This is a genomic window from uncultured Tepidimonas sp., assembly GCF_938045175.1.
GTDB lineage: Bacteria > Pseudomonadota > Gammaproteobacteria > Burkholderiales > Burkholderiaceae_C > Tepidimonas.
Genome location: NZ_CALIND010000163.1, coordinates 1 through 12,813, shown reverse-complemented (window position 1 = coordinate 12,813; position 12,813 = coordinate 1). Strand labels below are relative to the sequence as shown.

Annotated in this window: 17 protein-coding genes and 1 tRNA gene; 6 read left to right on the top strand and 12 right to left on the bottom strand. The window is 66.3% G+C overall.

Annotation, left to right across the window (positions count from 1 at the left end):
- The first annotated feature begins 81 nt into the window (after positions 1-81).
- Positions 82-420, top strand: coding sequence for a helix-turn-helix transcriptional regulator (locus Q0716_RS10955; protein ID WP_366139729.1), 339 nt, complete (start codon positions 82-84; stop codon positions 418-420).
- Between the two features lie 263 nt (positions 421-683).
- Here Q0716_RS10955 and Q0716_RS08675 read toward each other — a convergent pair.
- Positions 684-759, bottom strand: a tRNA-Arg gene (locus Q0716_RS08675).
- A gap of 212 nt (positions 760-971) precedes the next feature.
- Here Q0716_RS08675 and Q0716_RS08670 point away from each other — a divergent pair.
- Together Q0716_RS08670 and aroQ are read left to right on the top strand one after the other, a co-directional pair.
- Positions 972-1,487 (top strand): c-type cytochrome, encoded by a 516-nt coding sequence (locus Q0716_RS08670; protein ID WP_299022098.1) that lies wholly within the window; start codon positions 972-974, stop codon positions 1,485-1,487.
- A 38-nt stretch (positions 1,488-1,525) separates the two neighbouring features.
- Complete coding sequence (aroQ, locus tag Q0716_RS08665) at positions 1,526-1,993, top strand: type II 3-dehydroquinate dehydratase (protein WP_299022096.1); 468 nt, start codon at positions 1,526-1,528, stop codon at positions 1,991-1,993.
- Here the strand turns inward: aroQ and Q0716_RS08660 are convergent.
- The 11 genes from Q0716_RS08660 to Q0716_RS08610 form a co-directional block, all read right to left on the bottom strand.
- Positions 1,936-2,502, bottom strand: coding sequence for a DUF2946 family protein (locus tag Q0716_RS08660; protein WP_299022094.1), 567 nt, complete (start codon positions 2,500-2,502; stop codon positions 1,936-1,938). The two genes, aroQ and Q0716_RS08660, sit on opposite strands and share 58 nt — an antisense overlap.
- 55 nt (positions 2,503-2,557) lie before the next feature.
- Positions 2,558-3,562, bottom strand: coding sequence for an alpha/beta fold hydrolase (locus Q0716_RS08655; protein ID WP_299022091.1), 1,005 nt, complete (start codon positions 3,560-3,562; stop codon positions 2,558-2,560).
- 10 nt (positions 3,563-3,572) lie between these two features.
- Positions 3,573-3,989: a F0F1 ATP synthase subunit epsilon gene (locus Q0716_RS08650; protein WP_299022088.1), complete on the bottom strand. Its 417-nt coding sequence runs from the start codon at positions 3,987-3,989 to the stop codon at positions 3,573-3,575.
- Positions 3,990-4,063: 74 nt separating this feature from the next.
- Entirely contained in the window at positions 4,064-5,473 is a 1,410-nt protein-coding gene (gene atpD / locus Q0716_RS08645) for a F0F1 ATP synthase subunit beta (RefSeq protein WP_299022085.1), read from the bottom strand.
- Positions 5,474-5,518: 45 nt separating this feature from the next.
- Positions 5,519-6,391: a F0F1 ATP synthase subunit gamma gene (gene atpG / locus Q0716_RS08640; RefSeq protein WP_299022082.1), complete on the bottom strand. Its 873-nt coding sequence runs from the start codon at positions 6,389-6,391 to the stop codon at positions 5,519-5,521.
- A 34-nt stretch (positions 6,392-6,425) separates the two neighbouring features.
- Positions 6,426-7,982: a F0F1 ATP synthase subunit alpha gene (atpA, locus tag Q0716_RS08635; protein ID WP_299022079.1), complete on the bottom strand. Its 1,557-nt coding sequence runs from the start codon at positions 7,980-7,982 to the stop codon at positions 6,426-6,428.
- Between the two features lie 46 nt (positions 7,983-8,028).
- Positions 8,029-8,559 (bottom strand): F0F1 ATP synthase subunit delta, encoded by a 531-nt coding sequence (locus tag Q0716_RS08630; RefSeq protein ID WP_299022077.1) that lies wholly within the window; start codon positions 8,557-8,559, stop codon positions 8,029-8,031.
- 33 nt (positions 8,560-8,592) lie between these two features.
- Positions 8,593-9,063 (bottom strand): F0F1 ATP synthase subunit B, encoded by a 471-nt coding sequence (locus Q0716_RS08625; RefSeq protein ID WP_299022075.1) that lies wholly within the window; start codon positions 9,061-9,063, stop codon positions 8,593-8,595.
- A 115-nt stretch (positions 9,064-9,178) separates the two neighbouring features.
- On the bottom strand, positions 9,179-9,424 hold the full coding sequence (gene atpE, locus Q0716_RS08620) for a F0F1 ATP synthase subunit C (RefSeq protein WP_043702567.1): 246 nt from the start codon (positions 9,422-9,424) through the stop codon (positions 9,179-9,181).
- Between the two features lie 50 nt (positions 9,425-9,474).
- Positions 9,475-10,344, bottom strand: coding sequence for a F0F1 ATP synthase subunit A (gene atpB / locus Q0716_RS08615; protein ID WP_299022064.1), 870 nt, complete (start codon positions 10,342-10,344; stop codon positions 9,475-9,477).
- Between the two features lie 29 nt (positions 10,345-10,373).
- Positions 10,374-10,826 carry an ATP synthase subunit I gene (locus Q0716_RS08610; RefSeq protein WP_299022061.1) on the bottom strand — a complete coding sequence of 151 codons (453 nt, stop codon included), beginning with the start codon at positions 10,824-10,826 and terminating at the stop codon, positions 10,374-10,376.
- 267 nt (positions 10,827-11,093) lie between these two features.
- Here Q0716_RS08610 and Q0716_RS08605 point away from each other — a divergent pair, with 267 nt between their 5' ends.
- From Q0716_RS08605 to lipA, 3 genes are all read left to right on the top strand, one after another.
- The gene (locus Q0716_RS08605) at positions 11,094-11,360 is read left to right on the top strand and encodes a DUF493 family protein (RefSeq protein WP_299022059.1); all 267 of its coding nucleotides are present in this window, start codon (positions 11,094-11,096) and stop codon (positions 11,358-11,360) included.
- A gap of 47 nt (positions 11,361-11,407) precedes the next feature.
- Positions 11,408-12,031, top strand: a complete 624-nt coding sequence (gene lipB, locus Q0716_RS08600; RefSeq protein ID WP_299022102.1) for a lipoyl(octanoyl) transferase LipB — start codon at positions 11,408-11,410, stop codon at positions 12,029-12,031.
- A 41-nt stretch (positions 12,032-12,072) separates the two neighbouring features.
- A partial coding sequence (gene lipA / locus Q0716_RS08595) for a lipoyl synthase (RefSeq protein ID WP_299022056.1) occupies positions 12,073-12,813 on the top strand: 741 nt, incomplete at its 3' end.

The window sequence follows — 12,813 nt, the reverse complement described above, 5'->3', positions numbered from 1 at the left end:
TGACGCTGGCGAGAAACGAACTGGCGATCCTGCTGAAGTGCGCGGCGTACAACGCCAAGCGGCTGGTCTGGCTGGTGCGCCATGACCCGTGCGGGTGTGCGCGATGAAGGCAGAGGTGCGCCCGCTGCAGCCTGCAAACGCAGTTTTGCAGGGCCTCGGGTGCCCGCCAAGGCGGCGATCACGGGGCCTGAGCGGCCCCGAGAACCCCGAACTGAACGACGCGAGCGCCCTCATGCCGGTTCAGCCTTCGGAAATGGGGTTATGCGAAGTGCCCTAAACCGAAACACCGTCACGTTGCTGTACTACGAGCGAGCGACCCGCGTTGATCTGGATGCCATCGATCGCCTGTGCACCCTGTTCAACGTGTCCGTGGGGGATCTGTTCGAGCACGTGCCCGGGAACGCCAGTCAAGCCGATTGACTTCGTCGGCGTGCGCCGCGCTGGACGTCGCTGGTTGCCGACGGAACAGTCTCAATGGGCCACGAGACCGATGGTCACGAAATGAAGCGAATCGAGCGGCCGTGGGCTACGGCTGGGCCACGGATGGGCCATGGCAAGGTCGCTTTTGAGGAGATGACCATCGGTCGACCGATGAGATCGGCGGCAGAATCGGCGTCGAAGCCGTCATCAATGGTCTAAAACTCGGGCATGACATCATCCCGGGATCTCATAAGTGCTTGATTTGGCGCGGCTGGCGGGGATCGAACCCACGACCTTCGGCTTCGGAGGCCGACACTCTATCCACTGAGCTACAGCCGCGTTGGGCACTGAGACCTGTCGTCAAATTTTCGTGCGTTGCCTGGACGACCACAGGCTTCGGAGGCCAACACTCTATCCACTGAGCTACAGCCGCACACAAAGAAAGCCACATTCTAGCAGGGCCGGCCATGCCGCGGGGGCACGGCCGCCGCGGGCTCGTTGACGCCGATATAATGCAAGGGTTTACCCATCGCCTGCCTAGAAGGGACACCATGAGCGAGCATGCGCACGACAGCCACACTGGCCCGATCAAAACCCCGAAGCAACTGTGGTGGACGGCCTTTTTCTCGTTCGTCGTCCCGGTGGCGTTGATCATCGGTCTCGTGTCGTACGTCACCCGCGACGCCAAGCCGCAGGCCGGCGTGGTCAACCCCGAGCTGGCAACCGCGCAGCGGATACAAAAAGTCGGCACGGTCGAGCTGCGCGACGCCAACCGGCCGTTGGCGGCCGGTGCAGACGTCTACAAAGCCCAGTGTGCGGCCTGCCACGACGCGGGGTTGGTCGGCGCACCGAAAATTGGCGACAAAGCCGCATGGGCGCCGCGCATCGCGCAAGGCTTCGATACCCTGGTGAACTCGGCCCTCAAAGGCAAAGGCGCCATGGGCGCGCAGGGCGGCGGCGCCTTCCGCGACATCGAGATCGCCCGCGCCGTGGCCTACATGGCCAACGAGGCTGGCGCCAACTTCCCCGAGCCGCAACCGGCACAAGAAAACGGCGCGGGCAAGTGACGCACGTGCGCGTGGCGCGCGCTCTTGGCTGACACAGCGTGAAACGCGTTCTGATACTCAATGGCCCCAACCTGAACCTGCTAGGTACCCGCGAACCCAGCGTGTATGGGGCCGATACGCTGGCCGACCTGGAGGCGCGCTGCCGCGCCCATGGCGAACGGCTGGGCGTGGCGGTCGAGTGCGTGCAGAGCAACCACGAAGGGGTCCTGCTGGATCACCTGCACGCGTGGGGGCAGCACTACCGCGATAGGCAGGCGGTCGGTGTGGTGTTCAACCCCGGGGCCTACACCCACACCTCGATCGCCCTGCACGACGCCATCAAGGGTGTGGCGCCCATGCCCGTGATCGAGGTCCACCTGTCCAACGTACACGCGAGGGAGCCGTTCCGGCACCATTCTTGGATCGCGCCGGTCGCGGCGGGCAGCATCATCGGCTTTGGGGTCGACGGTTATCTGCTGGCGCTCGACGCGCTGGCGCGGCGTAGGGCGGCGGGGCTGAGCACGTAGCCGTAGCGCGTCGCGAGTTCGGCAGCCTGGCACGGCTGCGGATTCCAAAGGCCGGACGCGACCGCATCGGCGGCCAGGTGCATGTCTTGGCTATGGACGATCCCGACCCCCAACGGCCCAGCCAAATACAGATAACCCGCTTCGTCGAGCCACGCGTCGTCGATCGTGGTTTCGACCCCCGTGTGGCTCACGACTTTCCCATCGGCGCTGACGCGCCACACCCACGGCGCCCGTTCGAGCTCGACGAACACTCGCTGTGGGCCGTTCTGAAAGTACCAACACCCGCGCTCGTCCGCAGCGTAGTTGCGCCCGATGAAGGCAATCAGCTTTTCGTGGCGCAGCTGCGCGCCGCGGCTCGCCGGTGTGGCCCCGGGACCGGCGAACGGCCCCGCCGCCTGGGCGGCTTCATCCCGCATCCACCAACGCCCACGCGCGTCCAACCCGAGCCAACCATAGCAGTCCGGCACGTTGGGCCACTTGGCCATGGCGGCTTTGACGATCTCGTCCATCGCTGCGTCTCTTTCTGCCCGGCACGGACGCCGAGCCTTCAGCGCCGCGATTGTGTCACGCCAGCGGTATTTGCGCTGCCCGCGCCAGCCACGGCAACACCTGCGCGGGCAGCGCCGCGACGTCGCCCCGCCAGTCGCCGGGTGCGATCGGTTCGACAAAGCCGACGTGACCACCCCGGGCGGGCTGCCATAGGTGCACGTCCGCGCTCACCTGCTGGGGCGTGGGCAGGCTGGCCGCGGGCACGAAGGGATCGTTGCGGGCATTGAGCACCAGGGTCGGCACGCGCACCGCGTGCAGGTGCGGCTTGGCGGAGGCGCGATGCCAGTAATCGTCCACGCCCCGAAAGCCGTGCAGCGGCGCGGTGAAGGCGTCGTCAAATTCGCGCAAGGTGCGCGCCGCCAAGGCGCGCTGCAGGTCGAACAGGCCGGGGTAGCGCGCGGCTTTTTCCTGCGCCTTGCGTCGCATGGTGCGCAAGAAATGGCGCGCGTACAGCAGGCGGTTCCACCCCTGGTCGATGGCCGCGCCCGCGGCCGCCAGATCGACGGGCGCCGAAATCGCCGCGGCGGCGCGCACCGTGGCCTTGGCGGACTCGCCTGCCTCTTGCAACCAGCGCAGCAACGCGTTGCCGCCCAGCGACACCCCCGCGGCCACACGCGGCAGCATCGGCCACTGCTGGGCGGCACGGGCCAGCATCCAGCCCACCTCCTCGTAGTCCCCAGAATGGTAGGCGCGAGGGGCCCAGTTCGGTTCGCCCGAGCAACCGCGAAAATGCGGCACGGCGATGCCCCAGCCGCGCTGCGTCGCCACCGCCGCGAACGCCCCCGCGTAGTGGCTCGCGGACGAACCCTCCAGTCCATGAAACAACACCACCAGCGCCACGGCGCCGGGGGGCACCGCGTGATCGACGTCGATGAAGTCGCCGTCTGGCGTGAGCCAGCGCGTGCGCCGCCAACGCACGGCAGTCGAGCCGCCTGCGCGGCCCCACAGCGCAGCACCAATCGTTTGCCAGTGGCCGTTGTGCTGCCACACCGGGGGCCGTGGCCAGTCGGTGGGCCACATCGCGCGCGCGTCAGCGCTTCTGGCGATATTTGCGCAACGCGGCGATCTGCGCCGCCATGATGGCGAGCTCCGACTGCGCCTTGGCCAGATCGACCTCGCTCTTGGCGTTTTTGAGCGCCTCTTCGGCCGCCTTGCGCGCCTCGTTGGCCTTGGCCTCGTCCAGGTCCTTGCCACGAATGGCGGTGTCGGACAGCACGGTCACGACCTTGGGCTGCACCTCCAGGATGCCCCCGGCGACGAAGACGAACTCCTCCTCGCCGTCGGCCTTCTCGATGCGCACGGCACCGGGCTTGATGCGCGTGATCAGCGGCACGTGGCCGGGCAGGATGCCCAGCTCGCCCGCTTCGCCGGGCAGCGCGACGAATTTGGCCGGACCGCTGAAGATCGACTCTTCGGCGCTGACCACTTCGACCTGTATCGTGTTCATCTCGACTCCTGTTCAATCACCGGGGGGCGCCGCGCCGACGACTCGGCCGCGACGACCGCACCCGGCGGGGCCGATCAGGCGGCCAGCTTCTTGGCCTTCTCGAAGGCGTCGTCGATGGTGCCGACCATATAAAACGCCTGCTCCGGCAGGTGGTCGCATTCGCCGTTGACGATCATCTTGAAGCCGCGGATGGTTTCCTTCAGCGGCACATATTTGCCAGGCTGACCCGTGAACACTTCCGCCACGTGGAACGGCTGCGACAGAAAGCGCTGGATCTTGCGCGCGCGCGCCACGATCAGCTTGTCCTCGGGCGACAGCTCGTCCATGCCCAGAATCGCGATGATGTCGCGCAGTTCCTTGTAGCGCTGGAGCACGGCCTGCACCGAGCGGGTCGTGGTGTAGTGCTCTTCGCCCACGATGTTGGGGTCGACTTGACGGCTGGTGGAGTCCAGCGGATCCACCGCGGGGTAGATACCGAGCGCGGCGATGTCGCGCGACAACACCACGGTCGCATCCAAGTGCGCGAAGGTGGTGGCGGGCGACGGGTCGGTCAGGTCGTCCGCAGGCACGTACACGGCCTGGATCGAGGTGATGGAGCCGACCTTGGTCGAGGTGATGCGCTCTTGCAGCTTGCCCATTTCTTCGGCCAGCGTGGGCTGATAACCCACGGCCGAGGGCATACGGCCCAGCAGCGCGGACACTTCGGTACCGGCCAGCGTGTAGCGGTAGATGTTGTCCACGAAGAACAACACGTCGCGGCCTTCGTCGCGGAACGACTCGGCGATGGTCAGGCCGGTCAGCGCCACGCGCAGGCGGTTGCCCGGCGGCTCGTTCATCTGGCCGTACACCATGGCCACCTTGGACTCGCTCAGGTTGTCGGCGACGACGACCTTGGACTCCATCATCTCGTGGTAGAAGTCGTTGCCCTCGCGGGTACGCTCACCCACACCGGCAAACACCGACAGACCCGAGTGCGCCTTGGCGATGTTATTGATGAGCTCCATCATGTTGACGGTCTTGCCCACGCCGGCACCGCCGAACAGGCCCACCTTCCCGCCCTTGGCGAACGGGCAGATCAAGTCGATCACCTTGATGCCGGTCTCGAGCAGCTCGGTCGAGGGCGACAGCTCGTCGTAGGCCGGCGCCTTGCGGTGGATGGAGCTGGTCAGCGACTGGTCGATGGGGCCGCGCTCGTCGATCGGCTGACCCAGCACGTCCATGATGCGCCCCAGCGTTGCCTTACCCACCGGCACGGTGATGGGCGCGCCCGTGTTGTAGACGGTCATGCCGCGGCGCAGGCCGTCGGACGAACCGAGCGCAATGGTGCGCACCACGCCGTCCCCGAGCTGCTGCTGCACTTCCAGCGTCAGCGGCGAGCCTTCCATTTTCAGCGCGTCGTAGACCTTGGGCATCTGGTCGCGCGGAAACTCCACGTCCACCACGGCGCCGATGCACTGAACGATCTTGCCTTGAACTTGAGCCATGATTGAAACCTTGTCGATAGGGAAAAGACGAGAGGGCGGACGGCGTCAGACGGCCGCGGCACCGGCGACGATCTCCGACAGCTCTTTGGTGATGCTGGCCTGGCGCGTCTTGTTGTAGACCAGCTTGAGCTCGCTGATCAGGTTGCCGGCGTTGTCGGTGGCGGCCTTCATGGCCACCATCCGGGCCGACTGCTCGGAGGCCATGTTCTCGGCCACCGCCTGATAGACCTGCGACTCGACGTAGCGCACGAGCAGCTCGTCGATGACGGTGGGCGCGTCGGGCTCGTAGATGTAGTCCCAGTCGTACGCGGCGTCACCGCCCTGCTCCAACTCGGCCGCCGTCAGGGGCAGCAGCTGCTGCACCACCGGCTCCTGCTTCATCGTGTTGATGAACTTGGTGTAGCACAGATAGACGGCGTTGAGCTTGCCCTGGGCGTAGGCGTCGAGCAGCACCTTGACCGGCCCGATCAGGCGCTCCAGGTGCGGCGTGTCGCCCAGCCCGGTGACGTGCGATACCACCGGCGCGCCGATGCGGTTCATAAAGCCGAAGCCTTTGTTGCCGATCGCCACCACCTGGGCCGTGTGGCCCTTGGACTGCAGCTCACGGAACTGATGGGTCACCGCGCGCAGCAGGTTGGTGTTGAGGCCGCCGCACAGGCCCTTGTCGGTCGTCACCACGATCATGCCACTGACGGTGGCATCCGGGTGTTCGACCATGAACGGGTGCACGTACTCCGGGTTGGCCCGGCTGAGGTTGGCCGCGATCTGGCGCACCTTCTCGCTGTACGGCCGGGCGGTGCGCATGCGCTCTTGCGCCTTGCGCATCTTGGAGGCGGCGACCATCTCCATGGCCTTGGTGATCTTCTTGGTGTTTTCCACCGACTTGATCTTGCCGCGTATTTCCTTGCCTGCTGCCATCGCTGCTCCTTGGAACGGTCCGCTGCCGGGCCGATCAGTAGGTGCCGGTCTGCTTGAAGGCGCGGATGGCGGCGTCGAGTTCGGCCTCGGCGTCCTTGTCCATGGCCTTCTGCGTCTCGAGCTTCGACAGCAACGCCGCGTGCTTGTCCTTCAGGTAGGCGTGCAGGCCGCTCTCGAAGGGCAGCACCTTCTTGACGTCGATGTCGTCCAGATAGCCCTTGTTGGCGGCGTACAGCGACGCGGCCATCAGGCTGATCGGCAGCGGGCTGTACTGCGGCTGCTTGAGCAGCTCGGTCACGCGCGCACCGCGGTCGAGCTGCTTCTTGGTCGCCGCGTCCAGGTCGGACGCAAACTGGGCAAACGCCGCCAGTTCGCGGTACTGCGCCAAGTCGGTACGAATACCGCCCGAGAGCGACTTGATCAGCTTGGTCTGCGCCGCACCACCGACGCGCGACACCGAGATACCAGCGTTGATCGCGGGACGGATGCCGCTGTTGAAGAGGTTGGTCTCGAGGAAGATCTGGCCGTCGGTGATCGAGATCACGTTGGTGGGCACGAAGGCCGACACGTCACCGGCTTGCGTCTCGATGATGGGCAGCGCCGTCAGCGACCCGGTCTTGCCCTTGACTTCACCGTTGGTGAACTTCTCGACGTACTCGGCATTGACGCGCGCCGCGCGCTCCAGCAGGCGGCTGTGCAGGTAGAAGATGTCGCCCGGGTAGGCTTCGCGCCCCGGCGGGCGGCGCAGCAGCAGCGACACCTGACGGTAGGCCACGGCCTGCTTGGACAGGTCGTCATAGATGATGAGGGCGTCTTGGCCGCGGTCACGGAAGTATTCGCCCATCGTACAGCCCGAGTACGGCGCGAGGAACTGCATCGCGGCCGACTCGGACGCGGATGCAGCCACGACGATGGTGTAGTCCATCGCCCCGTGCTGCTCCAGGGCCCGCACCACGCTCTTGATCGACGACGCCTTCTGACCGATGGCGACGTAGATACAGACCATGTTCTGGTCCTTTTGGTTGATGATGGTGTCAATGGCCACCGCGGTCTTGCCGGTCTGGCGGTCACCAATGATCAGCTCACGCTGGCCGCGGCCGATCGGCACCATGGAGTCGATCGCCTTGAGACCCGTCTGCACCGGCTGGTCCACGCTCTTGCGCGCGATCACGCCCGGCGCCACCTTTTCGACCACGTCGGTCAGCTTGGCGTTGATCGGGCCCTTGCCATCGATGGGGCGGCCCAGCGCGTCGACCACGCGGCCGATCAGCTCGGGGCCCACCGGCACTTCCAGAATGCGGCCGGTGCACTTGACGGTGTCGCCCTCGGAGATGTGTTCGTATTCGCCCAGGATCACGGCGCCGACCGAGTCACGCTCCAGGTTCAGCGCCAGGCCAAAGGTGGGCTGGCCATCCTTGCCGGCGGGAAACTCGAGCATTTCGCCCTGCATGGCGTCCGACAGGCCGTGGATGCGCACGATGCCATCGGTCACGGACACGACGGTGCCCTGGTTGCGCACGTCGGTCGACGGGGCCAGCCCTTCGATGCGGGACTTGATCAGTTCGGAGATTTCAGCGGGATTGAGTTGCATGACGCTTTCCTTTTCGGAGGTTCGACTTCAGGCGTTGGGCCAGCCGTCAGGCCGTCAGCGCCACACGCATGTGTTCCAAGCGGGCCTTGACCGAGGTGTCGAGGACTTCATCGCCCACCACCACGCGCACCCCGCCGATGAGCTCGGGGCGCAGCTGCACGTGCAGCCGCAGCTGGCGGCCAAACCGCCGCTCGAGCACGCCTTGCAGCTCGGCCAACTGCGCCGCATCGATGGGGAAGGCGCTCTCGACGGTGGCATCGGCCACGCCGCGCTGCGCGTTGACGCGCTCGCGGAACTGACGCGCGATCTCGGGCAGCGCCGCGACACGGTCGTTGTCGATGACGGTGCGCAGAAAACGACGGCCGATCTCCGGCAGCGGCGCCTTCATCACACCCGTGATGACGTCGAACACCTGATCCGGGCGGACCTTGGGGTCGGCGGCAAAGGCCGCGAGTGCCGGCTCGGCCGCGATGGCGGCCAGTTCATCGAGCCATTCACAGGCGTCGCCCGCCTGCGCGCCAGCGGCCTGGAACAGCGCTTCGGCGTAGGGTCGTGCAATGGTGGCAAGTTCGGCCATGGTTCAACCTTCGGACGCGCGGGTCGTTGGGGGTCAGAGTTCGGTCTTGAGGCGCTGCAGCAGCTCGGCATGCACGCCCGCGTCGACCTCGCGCCGCAGGATTTGCTCGGCACCCTTGACGGCCAACAGCGCCACCTGCTCACGCAGCGCTTCGCGCGCCTGGACGGCTTGCTGCTCGGCCTCGGCCTTGGCCGCGGCGATGATCTTGGCGGCTTCTTCGGCCGCGCGCGCCTTGGCTTCTTCGATCGTGGCCTGGGCGCGGCGCTCGGCGTCGGCCAGACGGGCCGCGGCTTCGTTGCGCGACTGCACCAGCGCATCCTCGACACGCTTGTTGACCACGGCGAGCTCGGTCTTGGCCTTTTCGGCGGCGGCCAGACCTTCGGAAATCTTTTGCGCACGCTCGTCCAGCGCCTTGGCGATCGGCGGCCACACGAACTTCATCGTGAACCACACCAGGATCGCAAAGACGATGGCCTGCGCAAAGAGGGTTGCATTGATGTTCATCGCAACGCCTTTCGGATGGAGTGCGGGGTGGGCAGCGAGAGACTGATGCCGGGTTCGATCGGCGTGCACTCGGGGCTTGACGCGCCCGAGCGCACCCTTCCTCACCGCAGAACGATCAGATCGCGAACGGGTTGGCGAACGCGAACAGCAGCGCGATGGCCACGCCGATCAGGAAGGCCGCGTCGATCAGACCGGCCAGAATGAACATCTTGGTCTGCAGATCGTTCATCAGCTCGGGCTGACGAGCGGAGGACTCGAGGAACTTGCCACCCATCAGGGCGATGCCGATCGACGCGCCGATGGCACCCAGACCGACGATGATGCCGCAAGCCAGAGCAACGAGACCCAGAATGTTTTCCATGATGGTTCCTTTTGGAGGTTGAGAGGAAGGTTTAGGGGAAAAACGAACCGTCAGTGCGCATCATGCGCCTGACCCAGATAAATCAGGGCCAGCATCATGAAGATGAACGCCTGCAGGGTGATCACGAGGATGTGGAAGATGGCCCACACCGTGCCCGCGATCAGGTGTCCGACGAAGAGCAGGCCACCCGTGAACGACAGCGCGGCGAAGCCACCGAGCAGCGCGATCAGCATGAAGACCAACTCACCCGCGAACATGTTGCCAAACAACCGCATGCCGTGGGACACCGTCTTCGCCACGAACTCGATCATTTGCATCAGGAAGTTCACCACACCCAGCAGCAGCGCCCAAAACGGGTTCTTGCTGGTGCCAAACGGCGCGGTGACCAGCTCGTGCGCCCAGCCACCCAGGCCCTTGATCTTGATGTTGTAGTACAGGCACATCAACAACACCGACACCGACAGCCCCAGCGTGGTGGACAGGTCGGCGGTGGGCACCACGCGCAGGTAGTCGGGGTAGCCCAGCGCCGGGCCCACGGCGTGCCAGATGGCCGGCAGCAAGTCCACCGGCAGCAGGTCCATGGCGTTCATGAAGAAGATCCACACGAACACCGTCAGCGCCATGGGCGCGATGACCCTGCGGCTGGCGGCGTTGTGAATCACACCTTTCGCTTGCGTCTCGACGAGCTCGACGAGGATTTCGACCGCGGCCTGGAAGCGCCCCGGCACCCCGGCGGTGGCGCGGCGCGCGCCCAACCACAACAGCCACACGCCCAGCAGCCCCGTTAGCACGGAAAACACCACCGAGTCGATGTTGATCACCGAAAAATCGACGATGAAGCCTTGCTTCTGGTTGGTCAGGTGAACCAGGTGATGCCGGATGTACTCACCCGCGGTCGGTGCATGTCCTTCTGCTGCCATTCGTCATCCCATTCCAGTTTCGTCAAACCTTACGCCCGCCCTCGCGCCGTTGGCCGCACCGCCCAGGCCAGCCAGTACGACTTGAGGACCACCACCAGCCCGGCCACCAGGCCCAGCCAGCTCAGGTCCGGGATCCAGCGCGGCGCCGACCACAGCATGGCCAGCGTCAACAACACCTTGACCCCTTCCCACCATAACCAACCCGCCAGCGACGCCCGCGCCACACCGGGCGCGGCACGCTGCAGCCAACGCGTCAGCGCGCTGGATGTCATGCCCCACGCCATGGCCGCGGACGGCAGCACGACACACAGCCCGCCGTATGCCACCGACGCCACCATCGACGTGCCGCCCATGCCAGCCCACACGCCGACCCCAGCCACGCCCGCCGCCAACACGGTCAGCGCGACCTGCCACGCTACCACCCGCCACACCGACGGCGCGGAGTACCGCGCGCGCCATTCACGAGCCTCTTCGGGCGTCAAGGGCTTGCAATCCAGCGCATCATCCCCATCTTCGACCTCATCCCACCCGTTAGCCGCAGCCAATCCCGCCTTGCGGGGCGACACCCTTGCGGACGACTCGGGATCCAAAGAGGAATCGGAACGTTGCGCTGACACTGCCAAACCCGCGATGATCGACACTTCGCATGACGTGCGCCTGACAGCGGACGCGGCACCAGCTGGGCTTGTGGCCACGCTGGCAAAGCTCCTTATTATAGAGGCAAACCCCAACCAACGATTCGCCACCGCATGCACGACGCCAAACCGCTGCTCGATTTCCCCTGCCACTTCCCGCTCAAGGTGATGGGCGCGCACGCCGAGGGCTTCGCCGAGGCCATGGCGCACGTCGCACGGCAGTTCGACCCCGACTTCGACGCCACCACCATCGAACGGCGCGCAAGCCGCGGTGGGCGCTACCTGGGCCTGACACTCGTGGTGCGCGTGACCTCGCGCGAGCAGCTCGACGAGCTCTACCGCACGCTCACCACCCACCCCATGGTGCGGGTGGTGCTGTGATCGTGCGCGCACTCGGGTGCGTGCCCTACGCCCCGACCTACGAGGCGATGCAGGCGTTCACCGCGCAACGCCAGCCCACCACCCCGGATGAGCTGTGGCTGTGCGAACACCCCCCGGTCTTCACCCTGGGGCTGGCGGCCCAGCGCGAACACCTGCTGTCCCCGGGCGACATTCCGGTGGTGGCCACCAACCGCGGCGGGCAGGTCACGTACCACGGCCCGGGGCAAGTGGTCGCCTACCCGCTGATCGACCTGCGCCGCGCGGGCTACTTCGTCAAGGAATACGTGCACCGGCTGGAGGAGGCGGTCATCCGCACCCTCGCCGCGTGGGGCGTGACCGGGCACCGCGTGGCGGGCGCTCCGGGTATCTACGTGCGGCTGGATGATCCGTTTGCGCACGCCGCCCTGACCGGCCCCCGACCAGGTGGGGACCCGTTCGCCGGTCTGGGCAAGATCGCGGCGCTGGGCATCAAGGTGCACCGCCACTGCACCTACCACGGCGTCGCGCTCAACGTGGCGATGGACTTGAGCCCCTTTTCCCGTATCAACCCTTGCGGTTACGCGGGCCTGCGCACGGTTGACCTTGCTACCATTGGGGTGCCCGCGTCGGTGTCCGCCGTGCAGGCGGAACTGGCCCAACAACTGCAAGCGCTCCTCGCGCCGCGCTGCTGAATGCGGCAGCGAGTGCGCCGCGCGCCTGCCGAAATCGCCCCATGAATACCCCGACCGCCACCCCCACCGCCACCGCCTACGACCCGAGCGCCAAGCAAAAGAGCGCGGCCAAGACGATGCGCATCCCGATCAAGGTCGAGGCGGCACCCGCGCTCAAAAAGCCGCAGTGGATCCGCGTCAAGGCGGGCAGCCCCACCACGCGCTTCTACGAGATCAAGGACATCCTGCGCGCCAACAAGCTGCACACGGTCTGCGAGGAAGCCTCCTGCCCCAACATCGGCGAGTGCTTTGGCAAGGGCACGGCCACCTTCATGATCATGGGCGACAAGTGCACGCGCCGCTGCCCGTTTTGTGACGTCGGCCACGGCCGCCCCGACCCGCTGGATCCAGAAGAGCCCGAAAACCTGGCGCGCACCATCGCGGCGCTGAAGCTGCGCTACGTGGTCATCACCAGCGTCGATCGCGACGACCTGCGCGACGGTGGCGCGGCGCACTTCGTCGCCTGCATTCAGCGCGTGCGCGCGCTGTCACCGGCCACGCGCATCGAGATCTTGACGCCCGATTTTCGCGGCCGCGACGACCGCGCGCTGGAGATCCTGCGCGCCGCCCCCCCCGACGTGATGAACCACAACCTGGAGACCGTGCCGCGCCTGTACAAGCAAGCACGCCCGGGGTCGGACTATGCGTTCAGCCTGAACCTGCTGCGCAAGTTCAAGGAACGCTTTCCGCACATCCCGACCAAGAGCGGCCTGATGGTGGGCTTGGGTGAGACCGACGAGGAA